A 25022-nucleotide genomic window follows, 5' to 3' on the forward strand; every position below is an offset into this window, starting at 1 on the left:
AGACCTGTATAGTTCATCTTAGGACTAACAGAATACCTTGTATAGTATTTACAGGATTTACTCACAAATCTGTATAGCTATTTCCGGACGGGTCAGTCTCCTCACCTCCGGCGCACAATCCCCCATCGGTTCGTTCGAAATGACAACGTTTTTGTTTGGTGATACGATTCTAAAAAGTGTGTACACATAGTAGGTTACAGATAGGGTAGTTATTATGTTTTATAATTAAGATTTACCAGGCTATATCATGGTCGTATTGAACTCGTTTCGGTACGACCATTAGTTTTTAATAAAATTCGTAAATTCCGGCTATGAAAAAAATCGTTACCCTTATCCTGCTATTGTTAAGTATTGCAACGGCTTTTGCCAGGCCGCCCAAAAATCAATATGTGCGCATCAGCACCAGCTACGGCAGTGTAATTATCCGGTTGTATAATCAAACACCTTTGCATCGGGATAATTTCATTAAGCTGGCAAAAAAAGGATTTTACAATGGCGTTTTGTTTCACCGGGTGATCCAGAATTTTATGATACAGGGCGGCGATCCGGATTCAAAAGATCCGAACAAAGCCAAACCGGGTGCCGAACTGGGCAATGGCGACGTAGGCTACACCATCCCTGCCGAATTTAGGGATAGCCTGTTTCACAAACGTGGTGTATTAGCCGCCGCCCGGGATGATAACCCTAAAAAAGCATCAAGCGGCTGCCAGTTTTATATTGTAGAAGGTAAGCGCCTTAACGATGCTAAAATGGACTCGTTAGAAAACGGCCGCCTAAAAGGCTATAAAATCCCCGCGTGGCAACGCGAATATTACAAAACTGTTGGCGGCACCGCCCAGCTTGACCATGGCTACACCGTTTATGGTGAAGTAGTGAGCGGCATTGATATGGTAGACCATATTGCAGCCGTGCCCAAAGATAAAGCCGACCGCCCCCTCACCGATGTCCCCATGACTGTTGAGGTATTGAGCAAACGGCAGTGTAAGCAGTTGGATAAACTACTGAGCCCCCCAACCCTCTGAAGGGGGAGTATAAGGCGATATTAGTTCGAGGGCAAACGCATCTAATTGGGTTAACATAACTTAACATATTTCAGATATAATAAGTTATAATTATCTGATAATCAATATTTTATATTTTAACACAGTTAACACTAAACTGATGTATCGTGCAATTTAAGCCATCCAAATATTTGTACCTGTTGTTAGCCAGTATAAGTCCCTTCGATACATGGATCATTTAATCAGCACCAGGCAATAAAAACAAGGTATTATTTAATGCTTATATCTTCCCGATGCCATCGGCTTATCCCCGTTAACTATTTAGCTGCCTTTGCCCTGATATTAGCTCACAAAAACTTTAAACATCAACTTGTATACATTAATATTGCATGAAATATTATTAAACTTTTTAAATCAAAAAATTCCCCCTTCAGGGGGTTAGGGGGCATGAAAATAATCACTTATAATGTTAACGGCATCCGATCTGCAATTAGTAAAGATTGGCTGGCCTGGTTGCAGGCTACTGATGCTGATGTGGTTTGTTTGCAGGAAATTAAGGCTACGCCTGATGTACTGACAGACCTTGGCCTGGTAGATGCGCTTGGCTACAAACACTATTGGTTTCCGGCCGAGAAGAAAGGCTATAGCGGCACGGCTATCTTCACCAAACAAACGCCGAAACATATTGAATATGGCTGCGGTATCCCTGATTTTGACCGCGAAGGCCGTTGCATCAGGGTTGATTTTGATGAAGTATCGGTAATGAGCGCTTATTTTCCATCGGGTTCAAGCGGCGATGAGCGGCAGGTATTCAAATACCGTTTCCTGGATGAGTTTGGCAAATATCTTACCCTGCTCAAAACAGAATATCCAAAACTGGTGGTATGTGGCGATTATAACATTTGCCACCGCCCCATTGATATTCATAACCCAAAATCAAACGCCAACTCCTCCGGCTTTTTACCCGAAGAACGCGAGTGGATGGAGAAATTTATTGAAGGTGGTTTTATTGATACTTTCCGGCATTTTAACAAGGAACCCCACAACTACACCTGGTGGAGTTTCCGCGCCGGCGCAAGAGGCAAAAACTTAGGCTGGCGTATTGATTACGCCATGGCCAGTACGGAGTTAGAAGCCAACATCAAACGGGCAGCTATACTGCCAGAGGCGAAACATTCGGACCATTGCCCGGTGCTACTGGAGCTGGAGTTTGCCCCCCAGCCCCCTAAAGGGGGAGTTTAAAAAAACGCGGGTATAAGAAAAGGGAGGTTGCGTTTTTCGCAACCTCCCTTTTCTTATTATATATATGCTATTCAAAAAGCTCCCCCTTTAGGGGGCTGGGGGGCTTCGCCTTATCCCTTCACCCGTTCCACATAAGCACCTGTAGCTGTATCAACTTTTACCTTATCGCCAATGTTGATGAACAGTGGCACACGAATTTCGGCGCCGGTTTCAACGGTGGCATTTTTTTGGGCACCGGTTGAGGTATCGCCTTTTACGGCTGGCTCGGTATAAGTAATTTCAAGCTCAGCCGAACTTGGAATAGTTCCCATGATAGGCTCTTCGCTTTCAAAAGCAATAATCACGTTCATCCCCTCTTTCAGAAATTTAACCGCTGGGCCAAATAAAGTTTTAGGAATATTATGCTGATCATAAGTTTCGTTATCCATCACTACCAACGCATCGCCATCTTCATATAAGTACTGGTAATTGTTGGTTTCAACACGGGCTATATCAACCTCTTCGTCGGTACGGAAACGGTATTCAACCAATTTTCCCGATTTTACGTTACGCATACGCGCCTGGTAAAATGCACGCAAGTTACCTGGTGTACGGTGTAAAAATTCCTCTACCTGCACTAACTCGCCATTAAAGCGAAGCACATTTCCATTTTTAACATCTGATGCTTTGGCCATAAAATAATATTGAGGCGCAAACTTAGTTACTTATGGGGAAAGAATCAAGAGGGCGATTGTTGGTTTATTAGGTTGATTATGTGAATGGTTGTGCTTTATAATAAAAGAGATCGGAACTTAATCAACCACTCTCCCAATCAACCATTCACTAACCCTTATAATCACTTATGCTCATGCGTTCACTACAAAAGCCGTATTCATGTTCCTGGTTGGAGCAAACAATGGTAAGGCGATCTTTTGCGAAACGCTCCACCAAACTTAAATACCAATCTACGCCCTGGGTATCCAGGTTGGAAGTAGGCTCATCGAGCATCAACATAGGGGTATCTGAACAAAAGGCGAGGATGAGTTTAAGGCGTTGTTTCATACCCGAAGAAAAATACCGGATCAGTTTATGCTCGCTTTTGGGCAGGTTTAAAAGCTCGATAACCCGTTTTTTATCAAGGCCACTTTTATAATTTTTAAACTGAAAATGAAAATCAACCATTTCACTCAGCGAAAATTCTTCTATCAGTTCTAAATATGGGGCGGCAAGGCTCAGGTGGGTAAATACCTTATCTATCTCGACAGGTTTATCTTCAAAAGTAAAATCAATAGTACCAATTGAAGGGGCAAGACTACCGTTTAATACCTGTAATAAAGTAGATTTCCCGGAACCATTCGGCCCCAAAATAGCATATGCGCCCCCGGTAATAAAAGTACGGTTCACCCCCCTGAAAATCCAGTCGCGGTTAAAGCGGCGGCCAATGTTATTGAGGGTGATGGTCATGATTTGTTCATGGTTGATGGTTCATAGATCATGGCAGAATAGTTCATGGTTGATAGTTCATAGATCATGGCAGAACAGTTCATGTTTGGTGGTTCATAGATCATGGCAATTTGCTTTTTCTAAATAGCCACAATATGAAACTAATAAACCATTCGACTTATGACCTTAACTGCTATGAACCATGAACTATTATCCATGAACCAAAAAAGCTATTAGGTATTCCCAAATCCCTTCATGATACCCCTTTGTGAATTTTGCAGGAAGTTGATGATCTCATCGCGTTCAACACTTGGGGTAAATTCGGCTTCAATGATATCAAGGGCTTTACTTACGTTGTATTTTTTTAAGAACAGGATACGATAGATCTCCTGGATTTCGGCAATGGTAGCAGCCGAAAAGCCCCTGCGGCGCAAACCTACAGAGTTGATACCTACGTATGACAATGGCTCGCGACCTGCCTTGGTAAATGGCGGCACATCTTTACGTACCAACGAACCGCCAGAGATCATGCTATGCGCGCCAATTTCAACAAACTGGTGTACTGCAGATGAACCACCGATAAACGCGTAATCATACACATTGATATGGCCGGCTAATTGCACCGCGTTGGCAATAATTACATTATCGCCAATCACACAGTCATGGGCTACGTGTACATAGGCCATCAGCAGGCAATTGCTGCCTATAGTGGTGGTATTTTTATCAAGCGCGGTACCGCGGTTTAGGGTTACGCATTCGCGGATGGTGGTATTATCCCCAATAGAAACCGTGCTTTGCTCACCTTTGTATTTCAAGTCCTGAGGCGGAGCTGATACTACCGCGCCGGGGAAAATACGGCAATTTTTACCTATACGGGCCCCGTCCATAATTACGGAGTTGGAACCGATCCAGGTGCCTTCGCCAATTTCAACATCTTTGTGAATGGTCACAAAAGGTTCAATCACCACGTTATCGGCAATTTTTGCCTGTGGGTGTATATACGCTAAAGGCTGGATCATGCTTCGTTTCCTTTTACTTTTACTATTTGTGCCATTAATTCGGCTTCAACAACAACCCTGTTGCCTACCATGCCAACACCTTTCATGGTTGCAATACCGCGCCTTATTGGGGCAAGCAGGTCGCAAATATAAATAATGGTGTCGCCCGGCACTACTTTACTTTTAAAGCGGGCATTCTCAATCTTTAAAAACAAGGTAAGGTAATTCTCCGGATCGGGCACGGTGTTTAACACCAAAATCCCGCCGGTTTGTACCATACCCTCAATTTGCAGCACACCCGGAAATATAGGAGCGCCCGGGAAATGACCTTTAAAAAATTCCTCGTTTATAGTTACGTTTTTAGCACCTACCACGTGGCTTTTAGTCAGTTCCAATATTTTATCGATCATTAAAAAAGGCTGCCTGTGCGGCAATAAGCCCATAATCTCAACGGTATCATATACCGGTTTAGCATTAGGGTCGTAAACTTTTACCTGTTTACGGCTTTTTTCTTTTTTAATAAGGGTTTTAATCTTTTTAGCAAACGCGACGTTAGCCGCATGACCAGGCCTTGCTGCCATAATATGACCTTTTAACGGTACACCTACCAGGGCAAGATCGCCAATCATATCCAACAGCTTGTGCCTTGCAGGCTCGTTCTGGTGACGTAGTTCGGCATTATTTAAAATACCTTGTGGCGCTACGCTGATGTCCTTACGGTTAAACAATTTGGCCAGGTGTGCAAGTTCTTCTTCATCCACCTCTTTATCAACCACTACAATAGCGTTGTTTAAATCGCCGCCTTTGATCAGGTCGTGCTTTAACAGCATTTCCAGCTCGTGCAAAAAGCAAAAGGTACGGCATGAGGCAATCTCTTTTTTAAATTCTGTGATACTGGATATACTGGCATGCTGACTGCCCAATACCTGCGAGTTATAGTCAACCATGCAGGTAAAACGGTAATCATCTAAAGGCATGGCCACCATTTCTACTTTGCGGTCGGGCTCGGAGTAATGGATGTTGTATGGGATATGGTAATACTCGCGGTCGGCATCCTGTTCAACAAACCCTGTTTCGGTAATAATATCAACAAACTGAATTGAACTACCATCCATGATAGGCGTTTCGGGACCATCCATATCTATCAGCACATTGTCAACCTCCATGCCTACTAATGCAGCAAGCACGTGCTCAACCGTGTTAACCGTTGCGCCATTTTGCGAAATGGTGGTGCCACGGGATGTATCGGTCACATTATCAACATCGGCATCAATTATTGGCGAGCCAGGTATATCAATCCTTCTGAATTTATAGCCATGGTTTTCCGGCGCAGGGTTAAAGGTCATGGTTACACGCTGACCTGTGTGTAAACCCGTACCCGAAACTGATACCGGTGCCTTAATAGTTCTTTGTTTTACATTCATCTTATTAGTTCATTGGTTCACTGGTTCATTAGTTCATTGGTGTCGCTTCAATATTTAAATTGGGTTATTCATTTGGTTTCAATTGCCAGAAAACTCCGACGCAAAAGACCAATAAACTAATGAACCAGTGAACTAATGAACGTTTACTGAACGTCTTTTCTTAATTCTGCAATTATTTTTTCTAATTCGTTTATTCTTTTTTCAAGCTCGGGCAGCCGGCTGATCACCACGTTTGAGCGCATGTTGGCATTGTAAGGTGCCGCGGGTGTGCCTGCCCATTTTTTGCCTTCTTCTTTAATAGACCTACTTACGCCAGATTGTGCCTGGAATTGCGACCTATCTGCAATATTGATATGCCCAACCAGGCCAACCTGCCCGCCCATGATTACGTTTTCGCCAACCTTGGTACTGCCGGATATGCCCGACTGCGCGGCAATTACGGTATTAGCACCTATCTCAACATTATGGGCAATCTGGATCAGGTTATCCAGTTTCACCCCTTTACGAATCACTGTTGAACCCATGGTTGCCCTATCGATGGTGGTATTTGAACCTACCTCAACATCATCCTCCAAAATAACATTGCCAATCTGTGCAATTTTGGTGTACGAGCCATCGGGGTTTGGCGCAAAGCCAAAGCCATCGCTGCCTATAATGGCACCAGAGTGAACTATAACGTTGTTACCTATCACACAATCAAAATAAACGGTAACACCCGAAAACAAGGTAACATTATCTCCTATAGTAACATTATCGGCAATGTTAACATTAGGATAAATTTTACAGTTGTTGCCTATTTTGGCGTTAAGCCCAATATAGGCGAAAGCACCTATATATGGCTCGATACCAATTTGCGCGGTTGGATGGATAAAACAAGGTTGTTCAATCCCTTTTTTATCAAGCTTAATGGTATTGTATTTTTCAAGCAGTACAGAAAACGCGCTATAAGCGTTTTCAACCCTAATAAGGGTAGCAGCAACCGGAGCGGTAAGCTGTAAATCGCTGTTTACAATAACTACCGAAGCATTAGTAGTATATAAATACTGTTCATACTTTGGGTTTGCTAAAAACGACAAGCTGCCCGCGGCACCATCTTCTATCTTAGCCAGCTGATTAACCGTTACCGAAGGGTCACCTTCAACAGTGCCGTTAAGCAGAAAACTTATATCCTGGGCAGTAAATTGCATCGACAAATTTAAATGTTATAATTAAAGCAGCAAATTAAATAGTTAGTAGCAAGTATTGAGTATCAAGTATCAAGTAGTTAGTATCAAGACAGCTGCACTGGCGGCTAAAAATCTTGATACTATTACTATGTAGTTGGTATCAGAATAGCTGCATTGAAGCGCCCAAAATCTTGATACTTGATACTAACTACTTGATACTAAATTCTTACTATAGCAAAGTATATATTTTTTTACGGTTTTGGCTAACGCCTCTAACGTTGAATTATCACTGGCGGTTGTAATATCATGTACATGACCATCCTTCATCAATATACCTATGTTGCCATCGCCGGCGGTGTAGGCATTGTTACGGATGGATGTTGTAAAAACAAAGTACGCGGCGTCCTGCTCGGTTACCCCATATTTTTGCATAGCCTTTTTAGTAAGCGAATCTACAAAGGCTTTATCAGCCGGCTTATTGCTGATATCCACATGGTACAATTTACGCTGCACCAGGTTTTGTGACAGGGTTGAAAGGATAAAATCAGGATGACCGGCCCAAACCTTTACCGAGGCCATAATATCCGTATCATCAAGCCCGGCAAATGTTTCCAGGTGGTGGTCTTCATTCATAAACACATCCCTGCTGATGCTTCCTTTTATAAAATGCTTCAGCGCCGGGGTACCAAACAGGTCTTCGCCTTTTAGGGTAAGCTCACGGCAGCGTTTAAATATTTTAACCAGCAACTCCTCGCCGGCAATAACGGTTTTATGCAGGTAAACCTGCCAGTACATCAGTCTGCGGGCTATCAGGAATTTTTCTATCGAGTAAATGCCTTTGGCTTCAACTACAATATGATCGTCCTTTACATTCAGCATTTTAATGATCCTATCAGAACTGATCACCCCTTCAGATACACCGGTAAAATAGCTGTCGCGGTTAAGGTAGTCAAGCCTATCCATATCTAACTGGCTTGATACCAGCTGGTGTAAAAACTTGCGGGAATAGGTGCCATTAAAAATGCTGATAGCCATGGTAAGCTTTCCATCAAACTGCTCATTCAGCTTTTTCATGAGCATACTTGAAATATCTTCGTGATTGATGCCTTCAATAATGGAACGCTCCAACGCATGCGAAAACGGGCCATGCCCAATATCATGTAAAAGGATGGCAATGGTTACCGCTTCCTCTTCGTCATCGCTTATGTGGAGCCCTTTATTACGCAGTGTTTCAATGGCCATATCCATGAGGTGCATGGCACCAAGGGCATGATGAAAACGGGTGTGCAATGCGCCAGGATAAACCAGGTGTGTCATCCCCAGTTGTTTGATGTACCTTAACCGTTGAAAATAAGGATGCTCTATCAGGTCAAATATCAGCTCGGTTGGGATGCTGATAAAGCCATGAACCGGGTCGTTTATAATTTTCTTTTTGTTCAATGTGCTCAATAAGTGCAAAAATGTAAAACAAAGGTAAAATAAGCGACCGATGTTTGTTAAATTTTGTTAATACCTTTACTCAGTGACAACAAAAGCGTCCCTTTGGGGTTTAAGTTACGAAACCGAAACTTTAGCATTGGTTATTTTCCTCTTACAGTTTGCTGTTAAAGGATATTGCATTTTCTGCAATTCATGATCTCCGCCAAGGTTTCAACGTTTCCTGCAAATTTTAAATACAGATACTATGCAAGATACCACCATTTTATGGGCTGATGACGAAATTGACCTGTTACGACCACATATACTTTTCTTAAGCGAAAAAGGCTACAAGGTTACCACTGTAACCAATGGCAACGATGCTGTTGATACTTTTAAAAGCGGCTATTTCGACCTGGTTTTCCTGGACGAGAACATGCCGGGCCTTACCGGTCTTGAAACCCTTCAGCAGATTAAAAACATCAATAACGATGTTCCTATTGTACTGATCACCAAAAACGAAGAAGAATATTTGATGGAAGATGCCATCGGTTCAAAAATCGACGACTACCTCATTAAACCGGTACACCCAAAGCAAATATTGCTTACCATTAAGAAGCTTACTGAAAACAAACGCCTGGTTACCGAAAAAACAACCATGGCCTACCAAATGGATTTCCGTACGCTGGGCATGACGCTTAACGATAACCTGAGCCACCAGGAATGGGTTGATGTTTATAAAAAACTCATTTATTGGGAGCTGGAACTGGAGCAATTGGAAGACGCCGGCATGCATGAAATATTAACCATGCAAAAAGCCGAAGCCAACACCCAGTTTTGCAAATTCATTGAGCGTAACTATTTAAACTGGATCAAAAATCCGGATATGGCACCTACTTCTTCGCCGCAATTATTTAAAAAGAAGGTATTCCCTAAGTTAGATGGTAAGGGTCCGTTGTTTTTTATATTGATAGATAACCTGCGTTATGATCAGTTCAAGATCATTAACCCTATTATATCCGAGTATTTCAGGCTGGAGGAAGAGGATACTTACTACAGTATTTTACCTACTGCTACCCAATACGCCCGTAACTCTATTTTTAGCGGCCTGATGCCTTTAGATATGGAAAGGCGCTACCCAACCATGTGGCAAAACGACGAGGATGAAGGCGGCAAAAACCTTTACGAATCGGAATTTGTTGCCGATCATTTAAAGCGTGTGCTACGCCGGGATTGCAAATACTCGTACCACAAAATATTGAACATTGACGAAGGCCGCGCATTGAACGAGTCGGTTAGTAACCTGATGAATAATGAGCTGAATGTGGTGGTTTATAACTTTGTGGATATGCTATCGCATGCCCGTACGGATATGCAAATGATCCGCGAGCTGGCAAGTGACGATGCCGCTTACCGTTCATTAACATTATCGTGGTTTGAGCATTCGCCTTTATTTGATTTGCTTAAATACCTGGCACAAAAACAGGTTAGGGTAGTGATCACTACAGACCACGGCACCATCCGCGTAAAAAACCCAAGCAAAATTGTGGGCGATAGGAACACCAACACCAACCTACGCTACAAACAAGGTAAAAACCTTAACTATAACGCCAAGGAGGTATTCCACATCCGTAACCCGCACGATGCTATGCTGCCTAAGCTGCACCTAAGTTCAAGCTTTGTGTTTGCCAAAGAGGATAGCTACTTTGTATACCCCAACAACTACAATCACTTTGTGAATTTTTATAACGAAACCTTCCAGCACGGAGGAATCTCGTTAGAAGAAATGATCATCCCGATAGTAACTTACGGGCCGAAATAGCAGCCCCTCTAAATCTCCCCTGAAGGGGAGACTTTAAAAAACAAGAAGGCCAATCGCAAAACGATTGGCCTTCTTGTTTTTATGTAGATATTTTCGAAATTCTACAACGAGCAAATCAAAAAGCTCCCTCTTTAGGGGGCTGGGGGGCCTCTGTTACTTCTTCATCTGCTTATCAGCAAAAGAGAAAACCTTTTGCAACAGTGGCGTAGTACGTGCGCCCAAATTCTGGCGGATGTTTAATTCTTCTTTGGCTATCTCGATAAATAAACCGTCGATGGCTTTTTGAGTTACGTAATCGGTAATATCCGGATTGATCTTTGATACAAACGGTACTTTATTGTAGGCCTGGGCTGCGTCAGTATAGTATTTTGTAGCGCCTACCTTGTTTAAACTGGTTTGGATAACCGGCCTGAACTGACCAGACAATTGTAATGTAGTCGTTTTTTTAAAATATTGAGTAGCCGCGTCCTGGCTGCCTAACAAAATGTTGGTTACATCCTGCAAGGTCATTTGCTTTATAGCACCAATAAATATGGGTTTTGCTTTTACAGCGGCATCTTCAGCGGCATGATTAAGCGAAGTGATCACATTATCGCAAAGACTGCCTAAGCCAATGCTTCTAAGCGTTCTCTCGGCTTTTTGCGCCTCTGGTGGAAACAGGATCTTAACCTCGGCATTTTTAAGGAAGCCATCAACTGCCGATAACTTATCAGAGCTTTTGCCGGTACCTATTTCCAATGCCTGCTTTAGGCCATTACCAATTTCAAGCGTGGTTGGCGTTTTTTGCGCATCTGTGGCAGTTGCGGCTTTGGCTACCTGGTTTAATGTATCGCAGCTGGTTAGTGTTATAAATACCAACAAAGCTGTCAATGATAATATTCTTGCTTTCATAGTGGCTAAAATTAGCAAAAATGGAATCAACTATCAGAAAATTATCCCCATATTTTCAACAGTGCAAACACACCGGCGGCTATTAATGCCGAAATAGGAATAGTGATGATCCAGGCCCAAACCAGGTTAATGGTTACGCCCCAGCGCACGGCCGATACACGTTTGGTTAAACCAACACCAATAATTGAACCGGTTATAGTATGTGTAGTTGATACCGGGATACCAAAACGCTCAGTGATAAAAAGGGTTATCGCACCGGCTGTTTCGGCACTTACACCTTCTAATGGCGTTACCTTGGTAATTTTTGAGCCCATGGTTTTAACAATTTTCCAGCCACCACTCATGGTACCCGCCGCAATAGCAGTGTAGCAAGCTAATGGAATCCAGTCTGGCATTGGTGCGCCAGCGTGAATTACTTTTGCGGCTATCAGGGTTACATAAAGGATACCCATTACTTTTTGGGCATCGTTACCGCCGTGTGCAAAGCTTAAGGCTGCTGCAGATACCAATTGTAATCTTTTAAACCAACGCTCGGCAGTTGCAGGCCTGGCCTTTTTACAAATGTTTAATATTAAAATGGTTACAAGGTAGGCTATAACCAAACCTATAAAAGGCGCTAATACGATGTAAGCTATAATGGTAAGCACGTATTGCATTTCAATGGCATGTAAGGCATTTGCACCCATGTAGATGGCATTAGTCATACCTGCACCTGCAAAACCACCTATAAGCGTGTGCGACGAGCTTGAAGGGATCCCAAACCACCAGGTAATTAAGTTCCAGCTGATGGCTGCTACCAAACCGGCCAATATAACATGCAACGTAACGTAGTGCTCCAATACAATTTTTGAAACGGTATTGGCAACTTTATGGTCCTTTATAAAGAAGTAAGCGGCAAAGTTAAATATGGCTGCCATTAAAACAGCCTGGAAAGGCGTTAGTACTTTTGTTGATACAATGGTTGCAATAGAGTTTGCAGCATCATGAAAACCGTTGGTATAATCAAATATCAGCGCAAGTAAAACAATAACAACAAGTAGGGAGGTAACCATTTAGTGATGATTAGGTGTGCTTAGGCGTTTTTAACTAATATTGATTCCATTACATTAGCCGCGTCTTCGCACATATCTGTAGCAGTTTCTAAAGCAGCAAGTATCTCTTTATATTTTATCAGGCGGATGGCATCTTTCTCATACAGGAACAAATCGGCAACTGCACGGTCAAATACGTAATCGGCCTGGTTTTCCACGCTGTTGATCCTGATACATGAGTCTGCAATGTTACGTACGTTGCGCAGGTCTTTCAACTCGCGTACCGCTTTTTCCAGGTCGATGCTGGCCTGTAGGATCAGGTCAGATAATTTGCGGATGTGCTCATTAAAATCATCAATCTTATACAAGCTCATACGGTTTGCAGCGCCCTGTATATAATCGGCAACATCATCAATAGCAGTTGCTAATGCGTGAATGTCTTCGCGGTCGAAAGGAGTAATAAAGTTTTTACCCAATTCCAGGTAAATCTGGTGGGTAAGCTCGTCTCCTTTATTTTCCAGCTTATCAATCTGTTTAAACAGTTCCTCGCGGGTAGCCTCGTTATTGGAGTTAACCGCCTCAACCAATACAGTACCCATGGTTACTACATTGCTTGCTGCCTGTTCAAATAAAGGAAAAAATATTTTTTTGTCCTTAGGTACAAAATATTGAAAAATGCTGTTTAATGACATGTTGCTTAAAATTGGTGTAAAGGTACGGTTGCTATGTTAAATTAATGTTAACTTTTTAACACTGGTATATGGGGGAAAGGTAAATTTTGTTTTGCTCTTTGCAAAGTAAATCCGAAAGTTGATCCCAATCCTTCTGTACTGCGCACGTTAATCGTTTGCTGATGCGCTTCAATAATATGTTTTACAATAGCCAACCCCAAACCCGAGCCGCCAATCTGCCTCGACCGGCTGCTATCTGTACGGTAAAAACGTTCAAACAAACGCGGCAGGAATTTTTCTTCGATGCCTATGCCATCGTCGGTAACTTCAACCAAAACCTGGTCGTCAAGTACAAATAAGCTCAATGAGGTACTGCCTTCTTCTTTGCCGTACTTAAATGAATTATCTATCAGGTTAACCAACACCTGGCGTATTTTTTCCCTATCGGCATAAACCACAATACTTTCATCATATTTCTGCTTGAATATCAGCTTGATCTTATATTGCTTGCCTTTAATCTCCAGCGATTCAAATACTTCTTTGATTAGATCGTTGATCTTAAATTTGGTGTAATTGATGGGAATTTCGCCCGATTCTAATTTGGAGATCTCATCCAGGTCTTTAATCAGGTAGCTTAGCCGGTCAACGTTTTTTGAAGCTTTTTCTAAAAACTGTTTGGCCATTTCGCGGTCCTCAAAGTCATCATCCTGCAAGGCCTCAATATAACCTTGTATAGCGAAAAGTGGTGTTTTAAACTCGTGCGAAATGTTGGATAAAAAATCCCTGCGAAATTTTTCCTGCTTGCGCAGATCGTCTATCTCCGATTTTTTTTGCTTAGCCCATTCCTTTACTTCCTGCTCCACATCGTCGATAGGATTGGCGCTCACATGCTCGCCAAGGGCATCACGCAAATCACGACCTAACTTCAAGTTATGGATTAATTTATAAATGAGTTTTATGCGCGAGTAAATGTACTTTTCAATAAGGTAATAAAACACGAAGTAGCTTACCGCAAGCGTTGCCGTAAACGTGATCATTACATCGTACCATTTATGCTGAAAATAAAAATTTACTGCCGATAGGGTTACAGCTACGCCCAAAGCAGTGGTTAAAACCAAAACACGCAAATTCATAATCGTAAAGCTACGATTTATAGATCACTAAAGTCCATCGGAAAGGCCAGTTCCATGTTAATTTAAAGTTATCAATTTGTGCTTTTTTCAACAAGGTTAACAACTCGTCCCTTTTGAAGCTTCGCTTTACCGATAAAGGCCCATCAACCCGCACCATTTTATTACGGGTTAACACATGGGTGATAACAATAACAGCATAATACAATACCCAGTGCCGGTGCAAATCGGTAATGATGATTCCTTTACGCGCTTTGCCGTACATATTTTGAATGAGCTTTACCCATTGCTCATCATCAAAATGATGGGTAAACAAACTGCTGATAATAATGTCGTGTTCATCAATCCTATCAACTTCATTAATCACATCGGCCTGTACATAGCTGATGTTGTCAAAATCTTGCGATGCTTCCCGGGCAAAGTTAACGGCGGCGGGCGCCGCATCAACCCCTGTTAATGTTAGCTGCATTTGGTTTTGAGTACCCCATTTAGCTATCGCAATCAGTGAATCGCCACCGCCGCAACCCCAATCGCTAACGGCGTAACCGCTTTTTACCGGGAATTTTTTAAGATCGTTAATAAGATTTTTGTGACCGCCAAACCAGGAATTTACTTTGCCAAGGCCTTCCAACACGGGGGCTATCTCGGCATCGGACAGGGTAAAATCGTCCATGATCTCGGCGTCGAAAACGCGGGTAGTTAAATTCGGCATGTTTACAATACGCCCCAATCAGGCAAAAGGTTTGCCATGCGTTTTACTAATTAAATATCGGGATACCGGCGGCAGACCATTTAACAGGTGCAGGGTAAGCGCTGTTGTATTGTTATTGCCAAACAGGCGCTGCAATTGCCGGCCTACCCATAGGCGCTGGGCAAATTGCTGGTTCCAGCTTTGAGTATAATCGGCTTCGAGGTTAGCCCGGTTACCTGCCGTAAAATTACCCGGCTTGTAATGACTGACGATTTTTTCTGAAAGAATTTTGGCCGAGTGGATTGCCATAGTCATACCATTACCGCAAAGCGGGGCTATCATGCCGGCGGTATCACCACTCATAAAAATATGGTTATCAACCGGGGCCTTCTTTTCAAAGGAGATCTCGTTGATCACTTCCGGCTTATCAAGCAAAAATTCGGCATTGGCGAAAATATCGTTGAGGTAAGGATTTTTGCGGATGATATTCTCCTCCAAACTTTGCAAGCTGCCAAACTTGCGCAGGTCATCCCGATGGGCCATGTAGCACATGCAATACCTGTCGCCATCGGTTTTGCTTACGCCGCAATAGCCATCTTTGTAATTATTAAGCTGAATGAGATCGGTAGGAAAATCCATCCGCACATGAAACTTTACCGCCAGGTAAGGGCTGCGCTTGTAAAAGAAGGGACGTTTTAATTTTTGATCGAGGTTGGATCGCTTACCAAAAGAACCAATAACCAGCGGCGCGGTTAAAACTTCGGTGGGTGTTGCTACCTCAAAATGATCGGCCACAAAACGAATATCCTCTACCCGGGTACCGGTCATAAAGTTTACACCTTCAGTTTTAGCTTTATGATACAGGAAATTATCAAAGGTATAACGGCTTAAGCCGAAACCGCCCAGATCGAGCTTTTGGGTAAATTTGGTACCCGAAGCTGCTGTAACTTCTACCCGGTTAATGCGGGCAACGTTAAGATGCTCTAAATCGATATCTAATGTACTGAGAAAAGGGATAACCTCATTGCTGATGTATTCGCCGCATACCCGGTGCATGGGGTATGTTTTTTTTTCGATGAGGGTTACCTGAAGTCCGGCCCGGTTGAGTAATATGGCATTGAATAATCCTGCAAGGCCGCCGCCAACTATAATTACATCGCTCATTTCAGATCAATGCATTTCAAGGATCATACCTTCAACCGTTAAACCCGGACCAAACGCGAAACTCATGATCTTTTGATCCACAAGGTTTTGGGCCTTCAATATTTTTTGCAGCACAAAAAGAATGGTGGCAGATGACATGTTGCCGTACTGCTGCAAAACCTGGTAAGCAAAAGCATTACTTTCTTCAGGTAGTTCCAAAGCCTCTTCAACAGCCTCCAATATTTTACGGCCGCCGGGGTGTACCGCGTAAGCCGTAATTTGCCCGGCGTCAAGCTTTGCCTTTTGCAGGAACCGGCTGGTTAAGGCTTTTATATTTTTTTTGATCTGCTTAGACACCCGGGAGGTAAGCTTCATTTCAAAACCGGTATTGCCTACGTACCAGCCCATATCATCCCGCGCTTCGCTCACAAATTCCGAGTAGAAGTTTTTCAGCGCAAGGTACGTTCCTGTGCCTAACCGTTGTGATGTGTTTTCCACAAACACAGCTGCCGCACCGTCAGAAAACAGGGAGTTGGCGACCCAGTTATCCAGCGTGTTATCTTTTTGAAAATGCAGCGTGCAAAGTTCAACGCTTACCACCAAAACTTTGGCTTCGGGATTGGCACGGCATATATAGTCGGCAACTTTTAAGCCGTTTATAGCGCCATAGCAACCCATAAAGTTAATGCAGGTACGCTCGGTATCGCGGTTAAGGTTTAGCCGTTCTACCAGTTCAATATCAATACCAGGTGCGTGCATGCCGGTACAGCTAATGGTAATTAGATGGGTAATCTGTTGTAAAACACCCTGGTCAAAACCGCTTAAGCAATTGTTTACCGCGTTAACAGCAATAGCAATGGCTTCGTTCTCGTAAAGCTTTAATCGCTTTTGGGTATCAGGGAAAGGATCAAAACTACCCGAGGGATCAAAGAAAGTATATTGAGACGGATCGCTTTCGCCAAAATCCGGGATCACCGAATACCGGTGATCAATGCCCGAGTTATCATAAATAGTTTTAAGCCGGGCAGCATTGGTTTTATCCAACCCAAAAGCATCTACCATAAAATGGTAAATATCCTGCTGGGCAATACGGTTATGGGGATTTGCTATCCCAATGGCACTAATGCAACTCTCCATTTTTATACTTATGCTTAAAGCTTAAGGCTCAAAGCCTGAAGCAAAGTATTTGGTAACGGTCAAATACCTGTTTTTATTTGCTGATCTCAGTTTCGATACTAACGTTAGCCTCGTTTGATAAGATCACATTTTTACCACCGATGCCAAAATCTGTCCTCAAAACCTGGAACTCGCCTTTAAACGTTGCGGTGTTGCCGCTTTCAACATACGTAAAAGGTATTTCAATCAGCTTTGTTTTTTCTTTAATACTTACGTTAAAACTGCCGGTATAGTTGTTCCCACTCTTATGTTTAAATGAAACCGATTTCAACGTAATTTTAGGGTACTTAGCTACATCAAAATAGTCATCACTCTTCAAGTGGTTATCCCGGCTTTCGCTATCGGTATTAACCGTGTTTGAGGCCACCGAAGCTTCAATAGAACTTGTAGCCAGGTTGGTAGGGTTAAACCTGATATCGGCATTAAAACCGGTAAAATTACCGCCTACATTAAAACCAAGGTTTTTGATTTTGAAAGTAACATCACTTTTGGTCACTTTGCTTTGCGCAAAGGCGTTTACAGTTAAAAAAGCTAAAATAGCAATGGTATAAATTTTCCTGATCATGATATAAAAAACGTTGCTTTCAAACATAACAATTTATACGATACTAATTTTTACATTAGTGAACTAAGCAACCCATTGTATGTTTATAACGTTCTACTAAAGACTCATGGTTGCCTTTAAAGTTTAATTATCCTAAATGAAATTAAAACAGATTATTCCTACCCGCTCGGCCTGGGCACATCTGCGTTTTGTATTTTCTGTTTTTTTATTGCCGGTATATCTGTTTGCCTTTAGCCAATCGCTTGCTATCAACGTATGGCATGCTGTTCTGATCTTCTTCATCTGGCATTTACTGGCTTTCCCGGCAAGCAATGGCTACAACAGCTATTTTGATAAGGACGAAGAAAGCATTGGCCTGCTTGAAAAGCCCCCGGTGGTGGATATCAGTTTATATTATTTTTCCATCCTGTTAGAGGCAGCCGCTTTCCTGTTAGGCTTTTTCATCAGCTGGGAATTTGCCTTCGCGGTACTTATTTATGGCATCATGTCTAAATTATACAGTCATCCCGCTACACGGTTAAAAAAGTACCCTATCATCAGTTTTTTAACGGTATTTATTTTCCAGGGATGCTTTATTTATTACACCACGTATTCGGCGCTGAGTGGGTTAAGTTTATTCAGGCATTGGGATACTGGCTTCATAGTTGCCGGCGCAATTTGCTCCTGCCTCATTGGGGCATCATACCCGCTCACCCAGGTTTACCAGCACGACGAAGATAGTCGTCGGGGCGATATCACCATCAGTATTTTATTAGGTTATAAAGGCTCGTTCATTTTTTCGGGAGCGATGTTTGCCTCAGGGATTGCATGTTCATTTTATTACTGGCATATGGCAGATAAGATGAGCAACTTTTACTTTTTCCTGGCTTGCGCACTACCCATATTCCTATTCTTTAACTACTGGTTTTATAAAGTAGGGCAATCTACCGATAACGCTAATTTTAAAAATGCCATGCGGATGAATTTTTTGAGTTCGGGGTGTATGCTGATTTATTTTGGGGTGCTGGCAGTTATGCGGTAAGGTAGGTCGCAATAATTGAACGATGTCATTGCGCGTTTTTAAATCCGGAGGACTTTGAAGGTAGAATGATGTAACAAACTATCCTCTCCAGGCTGTCATGCTGAGGTACGAAGCATCCATTAGTGAACTTTACAGGGCGAATAGGAATGGCGTAGAATAGATCCTTCACTGCGTTCAGGATGACAGTCGTTTTAAAAGACGTCATGGGTAGGCACGAAGCAATCTCGTCGCCGTGCCTATTCGCTCTGTAGAGCGACGAGATTGCCGCGCTGCGCTCGCAATGACAAAATTTAAACTCCCCCCTAAAACTCAATATGCGCCCTCATCGAAAAAACATTCACCGGGCCGCGATCTTTGTTATAGGCCGGGTTTAGAATAAACTGGTAATCGGGCGTAAGCCAGAATTTCTTCTGATAGGCATTGATCTTGTAATACAATTCCGCAATCACTTCGTGGCCGTAGTTCAATTTGCCATCACCAATAATAAAACCATAGCCACCCGCTGCCAGGTAGTTTTTGTGAGGTGTTGATAGACCGTTGGCTATAAATGCCAGGCCAAGTTCGTCATCACCGCGTTTCCATGATGTGCCTTTCAATACGCCGCCAAAACTTAATGAACGGTCAATCTCTGTAAAATACCAGGTTTCTGTATGACCATCATTGTAGCTTAGTTTGGCAAATACACCAAAATCTTTGGTCAGGTATTGATCAGCACTGATGCCGAAACCATATTTATGCTTGCCGTAGGTAAGGTTGGTATCAACTACTGGGTTTACCGGGTTTTTAGCTAAAGCATCGTTATAAATGCCCATTTTGCCATTATTCCTGAACCCTAAAAGCCTTACTGTTCCCTTGTTACCGTTAAGTGTGTAGCGGCGTTCATACTCCAGCGTTTGGGTATTGGCTTTACCTATCTTGGCATCCCAAATGGCACCATTAGCCTCCGTTGTCGACATAGTGAAGGCAAACCTCAAAGTCCAGTTTGGCTGGCCCAATTCGGTATGGATGCCCATTACGTAGCCGCGGGTATTGGCCGGGTAGTCCCAGGCACCGTTATCCATCAGTGCCCAGTTCATAAACTGGCTGCGCGGGTCGTGGCTAAACTCGTTGCCATCATAAAAATCGGCCATGCCAAATTTACCTACCGTTACCTGGAAGTAGCGTTTGCTTTTTAAGCCAGCCAATTGGTTGTTGGCATCCTCAAGGGTGTCCTTCTCTTTACCCCACTCAAAGTTTTGGGTAAAGTATAAGCGGGCTATATAAATTTTAGGTTCCGAACCACCTACCCTAAAAGTTTCGCCGTTCGGGAAACCGGCAACACCCAAAGTTTTGCTCAGTCCCGATCCTCCCGAAAGTTCGGGATTAAAAAAAGCCGAAGCGCCTTTCCAAAGCCTGGCACCGCCAAAAAAAGTAGTAGTAATGGAGCTTTGCGTTTCTGATTTGGTGAGCAGGCTGTTATCACCGGTATAATCGGCACCAAACGATGGTTTATACTGGGTAATAATGGTTTGTTGAAAATGAAAGTTAAAGCGTTGTTGCTTTAAAGTGTCCTGCGCTTTGGCTGTAAGAATAGCTCCGGGCAGGAGCAGTATAAATAGTAAAGTTTTTTTCATAAACATTAAGTTGAAAACCTAACCCTAATATTGGATTATGGTTTGCATTCCAGGTAAAATTGCAGCAGGTAAGCCTCCATGAACGCGTGGCGCTGTTCGGCCAGTTTACGACCGGTAGCAGTGTTCATTTTGTCTTTAAGCAACAATAGTTTTTCGTAAAAATGATTAATTGATGGAGCCGGGGAGTTTTTATACTCTTCTTTGCTCATGTTTAAATTGGGTTCTATTTCGGGATTATAAATTTCCCGGCCTTTAAAACCACCGTAACTAAATGCCCTTGCAATACCAATTGCACCTATAGCATCCAGCCTATCGGCATCCTGTACTATAGCCAACTCGGGCGAGTGAAATACCACCTTATCGAAACTGGCCTTGAACGACATGTACCTGATAATTTGCTGCACATGCTCAATAACCGCTTCATCAACAGCCACGCTACGCAAATATTTAGCAGCTGTAGCCGGGCCAATTTCTTCATCGCCGTTATTGAATTTGGCATCGGCAATATCATGAAGCAGTGCGGCAAGTTCAACAGTAAGCAGATCGGCTTCCTCTGTTTGCGCTATTAGTTTGGCATTTGTCCAAACACGGTGAATGTGCCACCAGTCGTGGCCCCCCTCGGCATTTTTAAGAGTATCGCGTACAAACTGTACGGTATTTTGTATGAGCTTTGCTGTTTCCATCCGGGTGCAAAGATATTATTGCCCGGATGAAACAGTGGAATAATTGTAAATTATTAAGCTGCGGCTATTTTTTCTGTATTGATAATTTCGTGTATATCAACCTCCAGGATAGCAGCTATCTGGAAAAGTCTTTCTACGGTTATTTTAGTATAACCCAGTTCAATTTTACTGTATGCGTTTTGCGATATATTCAATTTTGCGGCCAGGTATTCTTGGGTATAATTGAGTTGTTCGCGGGTGTTCCTGATGTTAGCTGCAATTGCTTTAATCTTGTAATTCAGCGTCTCTTTCATGCAATTATTGTTTTAACTATCTGATATAAACGAGATTTGTTAAAACACGGATTTCATTTTTTTTATTTTTTTGAAATTTTTTTTCGTTAGCTATAATTACGTCTCTATTATCTTTAAATATTACGGTGGCCGGGCCTCAAAAAAACACCCATCCCTTAATGGGGATAGGCGTTTTTGTATCACTGTTTAATCCTTTTTAACAAAGTTCCCGCTTTCATCAAAGATGAGGTCTCCACTTTTTATCTCGGCCTCATAAAAAGTTTTGCCTGCGGCATCGGTCACCTTTCCGGCTTCCTTAATTTTTGCCCCTTTATAATGGGCCATTACATAGGGGGCAATTGTTTTAGGCAAATCGCTTACCTTAATAGCATTTACAATCTCAACAAAAACACCACCAGGTGTAAAAACAGCCGAATTATCCTCGCCCGATTTGCCGCCCCAGTTAGCTTCATAGTTACCTTTTTCTTTTTCCCAACTCACTTTAGCAGCAGCGGGATATTTTGCGGCAAAAGCTGTTTTAACCCCGGCAGGCACATCTTTTGGTTTAAGATCCTGCGCCATAACAGCACCCGAAGCAAGGCCAAGTGCTATTAAAAATGATAATTTCCTTTTCATGATAAATTTAATTTACACAAGTATAAATTATCAATCTGAAGAAAGGCTGACTGCTTTTTGTAGAAATACTGGATAATGAGATGGTTATCAAAGAATCAGTTTAATCATAGCTGTGGCGCTCCAGGTCATAGTCCGACTGGTTGGATATGATCTTTTTGCGCCGCTGAACATCCGCATCCAGGTTATGATCATAAGTATTGTCAGTAACCGTTATATCCCTGTCTTTTTCCTTGTCGGCCATATATAAATTGGCCTCCACCGTTTTGGCTATGGCTGTATCATACGGTCCCTTGGGCGACATCAGTTTTACAAATACCGGTAAACATTCAAACAGGATAAACAAATAGCCTATAAAGGAGATAGCCATATAGGTATCCAGATCTCGCGTACCGTTTTCATTATAAGACAACTGACCCAAGGCCCAGTTACGATCAGAGAAACCGGCTACATTGGCCAGGCTATCTAATTGATGATCTGTAAACAACCTCAGGGTGTTTAGCCCTTCGTAATCTTTACGGTGCCCCAGGTATTCGTCCATTTGCCCCTGGCTTTCGGTAACCGTTTTTAAGCGTGCCTCCTTTTCTTCCAATACCGACTGTTTTTGCTTGGCATACGTACCATAACCGGTAATGCCCGATGTCTGGTTGGTTTTATCGCCAAAAACTTCCTGGTTTAACTGGTAGCGCGACCGGTTGATATCCTTTTCGAGCGAGTCCTTTTCCTTTTTCAGATCGTTGTTTTTACCCAGTTCCATCGCATACTTTTCGTTGTATGTTTTCTCCAGGGTATCAATTTTACGGTGCTGGCCTTTCAGATATGAGGATTTTAGTTTCTGACGGATCTCTTTATCAAAGATCTTCAGCTCCAATGGCCGTGAAATCACTATCCCAATCATAATGGCCAGCAAAATACGTGGCGAAGCCTGTAAGATCTGCTGGTTGGTACTGCCTTCTTTATTAATGCTGGATACAATGTACCTATCCATGTTAAAAATAGCCGTACCCCAAAGCAAGCCAAACAAAATGGCGAAAAATACGGCAAAAGCATCGCCATTAAAAACAAAGTACATGGCGTAACCGCCAGATAACGAAGCGAATAAAGCCGTAAAGAATATGGTAGCCCCAATGCCCACGTATTTATTGTGCTCAACAGGGTATTTTTTTAATGTATCTATATGCGCTCCTGAACAAAACCAGAAAAAGCGGGTAACTTTTTTCATCTATATGATCCGTTTAAATGGCAGCCGTTCAATCTTTATGTCAAATTATCAGAACAGCGCCGGTGCATTACGGCATCAAACTGCTGCAAAACAGCCTTGTGTGCGGTAAATCATATAATAAACGCACTTGGGCACTGATTGTTACAAAAACCTGCCGTAATTATTTGCAAAGGAAAAAAAGCTACCTTTGGATTATAATTCTATTTGACATGAACGAGATAACCGTACAGGAACTAAAAGAGAAATTAGACAAAGGCGAAGACTTCCAACTAATTGATGTTAGGGAAGATTTTGAATACGAAACATCAAATCTTGGCGGCCAGTCAATCCCATTGGGTGGCATCCTTATCGAGGCCGATAAAATCAGCAAAGACAAACCTGTTGTGGTAATGTGCCGCAGTGGTAAACGCAGCGCGGCTGCCATTATGCAGTTAGAGCAACAAGGCTATACCAACCTATCTAACTTACGTGGCGGTATTTTAGCCTGGGCGGCCGAGATTGATCCCGAACTTTCTGTTTACTAATCATGGGCTTTAAGTTAGTGCTAAATGTACTGTACACTATAGGTATGGTACTTTGCGCCTTTGTGGCGTACCAGTATTTTCAGACTAAAAACTACGTTGTTATGGCCGTAGCTTTAGTTGCCTGCGCAGCTGTTATTATATTAAAAATAAGACTGTTAAAAGACGTAAAGAACTCGCAGAAAAAGGTGTAACTTCATTGCATGTTTATAGCAATATTAGGAGTTATCGTACTCGTGGTGGGTATAGTACTCAAACGCTCACCAGAGCCCGCAAGTCATTTTAGTAATACAGTTAGTATAGTTGGTGTAGTAATGGTGGCCCTGGGCCTGGTACTATCCATGTTTAAAACTATTGAGCCAGGCAAGGTAGGTGTGCAGGTACTTTTTGGCAAGGTTCAGGATGGCGTATTAGAGAGCGGCCTGCATATAGTTAACCCACTTGTTGAAATCACAACGTTTGATGTACGGCTGCAAACTTACACTATGAGCGCCGTACATGACGAAGGCAGCAAAGAAGGCGACGATGCTATCCGTGTATTGTCGTCTGACGGTTTGGAGGTAGCTATTGATCTTTCTGTTCAGTACAAAGTAAATGCCGATAAAGCCCCCTTTATTATGCAAAACATTGGCGAAGACTATTTAGAAAAGATAGTACGCCCTGTTTCAAGAACAGCCATACGCGATAACGCTGTAAATTATGCGGCTGTCGACTTGTATTCAACCAAACGGCAGGAGTTCCAGGATAAGATCAACAGGTTTATTACGGCCAACTTTGCCAAACGCGGATTAGAATTACAACAGATCCTGGTACGCAACATCACCCTGCCGGCATCGGTACGTGCCAGCATCGAATCAAAGATCAATGCTGAACAAGACGCCCAGAAGATGCAGTTTGTTTTACAAAAAGAAAAGCAGGAAGCCGAACGTAAACGGGTAGAGGCACAAGGTATAGCCGATTATCAAAAGATCCTATCAACGGGTTTATCTGATAAACAACTACAATACGAAGCTATTAAGGCTCAAATGGCTATCGCTACCTCGGCAAATGCCAAAGTGATTATTATTGGCGGCGGTAAAGGAAACCCGATAATGTTGAGCGATAAATAAACACGAATGGTTCGAATTGAATCGAATTTCACGAATTTAAATGAGGACGAATTTTATAAAAAGCGTAAGGCCACCTTTTAATGGGTGGCCTTACTGCAATCAGGGGTAGTTAGAATATCTGTGTTCTATAAACTGTCGTCATTGCGAGGAGGTACGACG

Annotated in this window: 26 protein-coding genes; 7 read left to right on the forward strand and 19 right to left on the reverse strand. The window is 42.6% G+C overall.

Features of this window, described 5'->3' with window-relative positions:
* Positions 1-311 precede the first annotated feature (311 nt).
* Positions 312-1022, forward strand: a complete 711-nt coding sequence (locus FHS10_RS19130) for a peptidylprolyl isomerase (protein ID WP_259093537.1) — start codon at positions 312-314, stop codon at positions 1020-1022.
* 426 nt (positions 1023-1448) lie between these two features.
* The gene (locus FHS10_RS19135) at positions 1449-2243 is read left to right on the forward strand and encodes an exodeoxyribonuclease III (protein WP_259093540.1); all 795 of its coding nucleotides are present in this window, start codon (positions 1449-1451) and stop codon (positions 2241-2243) included.
* 110 nt (positions 2244-2353) lie between these two features.
* On the opposite strand, the gene efp is transcribed toward FHS10_RS19135, so the two are convergent.
* The 6 genes from efp to FHS10_RS19165 form a co-directional block, all read right to left on the reverse strand.
* Complete coding sequence (efp, locus tag FHS10_RS19140) at positions 2354-2917, reverse strand: elongation factor P (protein WP_259093541.1); 564 nt, start codon at positions 2915-2917, stop codon at positions 2354-2356.
* A gap of 148 nt (positions 2918-3065) precedes the next feature.
* Positions 3066-3686 (reverse strand): ABC transporter ATP-binding protein, encoded by a 621-nt coding sequence (locus FHS10_RS19145; protein WP_259093544.1) that lies wholly within the window; start codon positions 3684-3686, stop codon positions 3066-3068.
* Positions 3687-3898: 212 nt separating this feature from the next.
* A complete protein-coding gene (gene lpxA, locus FHS10_RS19150; protein WP_259093545.1) occupies positions 3899-4684 on the reverse strand; it encodes an acyl-ACP--UDP-N-acetylglucosamine O-acyltransferase in 786 nt (261 codons plus the stop codon).
* A complete protein-coding gene (locus FHS10_RS19155; protein ID WP_259093548.1) occupies positions 4681-6087 on the reverse strand; it encodes a bifunctional UDP-3-O-[3-hydroxymyristoyl] N-acetylglucosamine deacetylase/3-hydroxyacyl-ACP dehydratase in 1407 nt (468 codons plus the stop codon). The genes lpxA and FHS10_RS19155 overlap by 4 nt, the downstream gene beginning before the upstream one ends.
* Positions 6088-6230: 143 nt before the next feature.
* Positions 6231-7274, reverse strand: coding sequence for a UDP-3-O-(3-hydroxymyristoyl)glucosamine N-acyltransferase (lpxD, locus tag FHS10_RS19160; RefSeq protein ID WP_259093550.1), 1044 nt, complete (start codon positions 7272-7274; stop codon positions 6231-6233).
* 183 nt (positions 7275-7457) lie between these two features.
* Positions 7458-8693 (reverse strand): HD domain-containing protein, encoded by a 1236-nt coding sequence (locus tag FHS10_RS19165; RefSeq protein WP_259093553.1) that lies wholly within the window; start codon positions 8691-8693, stop codon positions 7458-7460.
* A gap of 244 nt (positions 8694-8937) precedes the next feature.
* Here FHS10_RS19165 and porX point away from each other — a divergent pair, with 244 nt between their 5' ends.
* Positions 8938-10491 carry a T9SS response regulator signal transducer PorX gene (gene porX, locus FHS10_RS19170; protein ID WP_259093555.1) on the forward strand — a complete coding sequence of 518 codons (1554 nt, stop codon included), beginning with the start codon at positions 8938-8940 and terminating at the stop codon, positions 10489-10491.
* Between the two features lie 153 nt (positions 10492-10644).
* On the opposite strand, the gene FHS10_RS19175 is transcribed toward porX, so the two are convergent.
* From FHS10_RS19175 to FHS10_RS19210, 8 genes are all read right to left on the reverse strand, one after another.
* On the reverse strand, positions 10645-11382 hold the full coding sequence (locus FHS10_RS19175; RefSeq protein ID WP_259093558.1) for a DUF4197 domain-containing protein: 738 nt from the start codon (positions 11380-11382) through the stop codon (positions 10645-10647).
* Positions 11383-11423: 41 nt separating this feature from the next.
* On the reverse strand, positions 11424-12434 hold the full coding sequence (locus FHS10_RS19180) for an inorganic phosphate transporter (protein ID WP_259093560.1): 1011 nt from the start codon (positions 12432-12434) through the stop codon (positions 11424-11426).
* A 20-nt stretch (positions 12435-12454) separates the two neighbouring features.
* Positions 12455-13105, reverse strand: coding sequence for a DUF47 domain-containing protein (locus tag FHS10_RS19185; protein WP_259093563.1), 651 nt, complete (start codon positions 13103-13105; stop codon positions 12455-12457).
* Positions 13106-13152: 47 nt separating this feature from the next.
* A complete protein-coding gene (locus FHS10_RS19190; RefSeq protein ID WP_259093566.1) occupies positions 13153-14217 on the reverse strand; it encodes a sensor histidine kinase in 1065 nt (354 codons plus the stop codon).
* Positions 14218-14227: 10 nt separating this feature from the next.
* Positions 14228-14926: a methyltransferase domain-containing protein gene (locus FHS10_RS19195; protein ID WP_259093568.1), complete on the reverse strand. Its 699-nt coding sequence runs from the start codon at positions 14924-14926 to the stop codon at positions 14228-14230.
* An 18-nt stretch (positions 14927-14944) separates the two neighbouring features.
* Positions 14945-16069 carry an NAD(P)/FAD-dependent oxidoreductase gene (locus FHS10_RS19200; RefSeq protein ID WP_259093571.1) on the reverse strand — a complete coding sequence of 375 codons (1125 nt, stop codon included), beginning with the start codon at positions 16067-16069 and terminating at the stop codon, positions 14945-14947.
* A 6-nt stretch (positions 16070-16075) separates the two neighbouring features.
* The gene (locus FHS10_RS19205; protein ID WP_259093573.1) at positions 16076-17185 is read right to left on the reverse strand and encodes a type III polyketide synthase; all 1110 of its coding nucleotides are present in this window, start codon (positions 17183-17185) and stop codon (positions 16076-16078) included.
* Positions 17186-17258: 73 nt separating this feature from the next.
* A complete protein-coding gene (locus tag FHS10_RS19210; protein WP_259093576.1) occupies positions 17259-17789 on the reverse strand; it encodes a YceI family protein in 531 nt (176 codons plus the stop codon).
* A gap of 136 nt (positions 17790-17925) precedes the next feature.
* Between FHS10_RS19210 and FHS10_RS19215 the strand changes: the two genes are divergently transcribed.
* Positions 17926-18810 (forward strand): UbiA family prenyltransferase, encoded by an 885-nt coding sequence (locus FHS10_RS19215; protein ID WP_259093579.1) that lies wholly within the window; start codon positions 17926-17928, stop codon positions 18808-18810.
* 302 nt (positions 18811-19112) lie between these two features.
* Here FHS10_RS19215 and FHS10_RS19220 read toward each other — a convergent pair whose 3' ends face one another.
* The 5 genes from FHS10_RS19220 to FHS10_RS19240 all read right to left on the reverse strand — a co-directional run bounded on the left by FHS10_RS19220 (position 19113) and on the right by FHS10_RS19240 (position 23233).
* Positions 19113-20423: a carbohydrate porin gene (locus FHS10_RS19220; protein ID WP_259093580.1), complete on the reverse strand. Its 1311-nt coding sequence runs from the start codon at positions 20421-20423 to the stop codon at positions 19113-19115.
* 35 nt (positions 20424-20458) lie between these two features.
* Positions 20459-21106, reverse strand: coding sequence for an HD domain-containing protein (locus tag FHS10_RS19225; protein WP_259093582.1), 648 nt, complete (start codon positions 21104-21106; stop codon positions 20459-20461).
* Positions 21107-21159: 53 nt separating this feature from the next.
* Positions 21160-21399, reverse strand: a complete 240-nt coding sequence (locus FHS10_RS19230) for a helix-turn-helix domain-containing protein (protein WP_259093584.1) — start codon at positions 21397-21399, stop codon at positions 21160-21162.
* A gap of 186 nt (positions 21400-21585) precedes the next feature.
* The gene (locus FHS10_RS19235; protein WP_259093586.1) at positions 21586-22014 is read right to left on the reverse strand and encodes a PepSY-like domain-containing protein; all 429 of its coding nucleotides are present in this window, start codon (positions 22012-22014) and stop codon (positions 21586-21588) included.
* Positions 22015-22114: 100 nt separating this feature from the next.
* Positions 22115-23233 carry a DUF4407 domain-containing protein gene (locus tag FHS10_RS19240; protein WP_259093588.1) on the reverse strand — a complete coding sequence of 373 codons (1119 nt, stop codon included), beginning with the start codon at positions 23231-23233 and terminating at the stop codon, positions 22115-22117.
* Between the two features lie 209 nt (positions 23234-23442).
* Between FHS10_RS19240 and FHS10_RS19245 the strand changes: the two genes are divergently transcribed.
* From FHS10_RS19245 to FHS10_RS19255, 3 genes are read left to right on the forward strand one after another with little or no spacing between them, the layout of a single operon-like run.
* Entirely contained in the window at positions 23443-23757 is a 315-nt protein-coding gene (locus tag FHS10_RS19245; RefSeq protein ID WP_259093590.1) for a rhodanese-like domain-containing protein, read from the forward strand.
* A gap of 2 nt (positions 23758-23759) precedes the next feature.
* A complete protein-coding gene (locus FHS10_RS19250; RefSeq protein WP_259093593.1) occupies positions 23760-23948 on the forward strand; it encodes a DUF6358 family protein in 189 nt (62 codons plus the stop codon).
* A 9-nt stretch (positions 23949-23957) separates the two neighbouring features.
* Positions 23958-24863, forward strand: coding sequence for a prohibitin family protein (locus FHS10_RS19255; RefSeq protein WP_259093596.1), 906 nt, complete (start codon positions 23958-23960; stop codon positions 24861-24863).
* The last annotated feature ends 159 nt before the right edge of the window (positions 24864-25022 follow it).

Origin of the sequence: Mucilaginibacter dorajii (assembly GCF_024808255.1) — a bacterium.
In the GTDB taxonomy this organism is placed as follows: domain Bacteria; phylum Bacteroidota; class Bacteroidia; order Sphingobacteriales; family Sphingobacteriaceae; genus Mucilaginibacter; species Mucilaginibacter dorajii.

What these genes read in the sequence shown, in the direction of transcription:
- FHS10_RS19130 (WP_259093537.1), top strand. Translation starts at nt 312, where the DNA reads ATGAAAAAAATCGTTACCCTTATCCTGCTATTGTTAAGTATTGCAACG.
- FHS10_RS19135 (WP_259093540.1), top strand. Translation starts at nt 1,449, where the DNA reads ATGAAAATAATCACTTATAATGTTAACGGCATCCGATCTGCAATTAGT.
- efp (WP_259093541.1), bottom strand. Translation starts at nt 2,917, where the DNA reads ATGGCCAAAGCATCAGATGTTAAAAATGGAAATGTGCTTCGCTTTAAT.
- FHS10_RS19145 (WP_259093544.1), bottom strand. Translation starts at nt 3,686, where the DNA reads ATGACCATCACCCTCAATAACATTGGCCGCCGCTTTAACCGCGACTGG.
- lpxA (WP_259093545.1), bottom strand. Translation starts at nt 4,684, where the DNA reads ATGATCCAGCCTTTAGCGTATATACACCCACAGGCAAAAATTGCCGAT.
- FHS10_RS19155 (WP_259093548.1), bottom strand. Translation starts at nt 6,087, where the DNA reads ATGAATGTAAAACAAAGAACTATTAAGGCACCGGTATCAGTTTCGGGT.
- lpxD (WP_259093550.1), bottom strand. Translation starts at nt 7,274, where the DNA reads ATGCAATTTACTGCCCAGGATATAAGTTTTCTGCTTAACGGCACTGTT.
- porX (WP_259093555.1), top strand. Translation starts at nt 8,938, where the DNA reads ATGCAAGATACCACCATTTTATGGGCTGATGACGAAATTGACCTGTTA.
- FHS10_RS19175 (WP_259093558.1), bottom strand. Translation starts at nt 11,382, where the DNA reads ATGAAAGCAAGAATATTATCATTGACAGCTTTGTTGGTATTTATAACA.
- FHS10_RS19180 (WP_259093560.1), bottom strand. Translation starts at nt 12,434, where the DNA reads ATGGTTACCTCCCTACTTGTTGTTATTGTTTTACTTGCGCTGATATTT.
- FHS10_RS19185 (WP_259093563.1), bottom strand. Translation starts at nt 13,105, where the DNA reads ATGTCATTAAACAGCATTTTTCAATATTTTGTACCTAAGGACAAAAAA.
- FHS10_RS19190 (WP_259093566.1), bottom strand. Translation starts at nt 14,217, where the DNA reads ATGAATTTGCGTGTTTTGGTTTTAACCACTGCTTTGGGCGTAGCTGTA.
- FHS10_RS19195 (WP_259093568.1), bottom strand. Translation starts at nt 14,926, where the DNA reads ATGCCGAATTTAACTACCCGCGTTTTCGACGCCGAGATCATGGACGAT.
- FHS10_RS19200 (WP_259093571.1), bottom strand. Translation starts at nt 16,069, where the DNA reads ATGAGCGATGTAATTATAGTTGGCGGCGGCCTTGCAGGATTATTCAAT.
- FHS10_RS19205 (WP_259093573.1), bottom strand. Translation starts at nt 17,185, where the DNA reads ATGGAGAGTTGCATTAGTGCCATTGGGATAGCAAATCCCCATAACCGT.
- FHS10_RS19210 (WP_259093576.1), bottom strand. Translation starts at nt 17,789, where the DNA reads ATGATCAGGAAAATTTATACCATTGCTATTTTAGCTTTTTTAACTGTA.
- FHS10_RS19215 (WP_259093579.1), top strand. Translation starts at nt 17,926, where the DNA reads ATGAAATTAAAACAGATTATTCCTACCCGCTCGGCCTGGGCACATCTG.
- FHS10_RS19220 (WP_259093580.1), bottom strand. Translation starts at nt 20,423, where the DNA reads ATGAAAAAAACTTTACTATTTATACTGCTCCTGCCCGGAGCTATTCTT.
- FHS10_RS19225 (WP_259093582.1), bottom strand. Translation starts at nt 21,106, where the DNA reads ATGGAAACAGCAAAGCTCATACAAAATACCGTACAGTTTGTACGCGAT.
- FHS10_RS19230 (WP_259093584.1), bottom strand. Translation starts at nt 21,399, where the DNA reads ATGAAAGAGACGCTGAATTACAAGATTAAAGCAATTGCAGCTAACATC.
- FHS10_RS19235 (WP_259093586.1), bottom strand. Translation starts at nt 22,014, where the DNA reads ATGAAAAGGAAATTATCATTTTTAATAGCACTTGGCCTTGCTTCGGGT.
- FHS10_RS19240 (WP_259093588.1), bottom strand. Translation starts at nt 23,233, where the DNA reads ATGAAAAAAGTTACCCGCTTTTTCTGGTTTTGTTCAGGAGCGCATATA.
- FHS10_RS19245 (WP_259093590.1), top strand. Translation starts at nt 23,443, where the DNA reads ATGAACGAGATAACCGTACAGGAACTAAAAGAGAAATTAGACAAAGGC.
- FHS10_RS19250 (WP_259093593.1), top strand. Translation starts at nt 23,760, where the DNA reads ATGGGCTTTAAGTTAGTGCTAAATGTACTGTACACTATAGGTATGGTA.
- FHS10_RS19255 (WP_259093596.1), top strand. Translation starts at nt 23,958, where the DNA reads ATGTTTATAGCAATATTAGGAGTTATCGTACTCGTGGTGGGTATAGTA.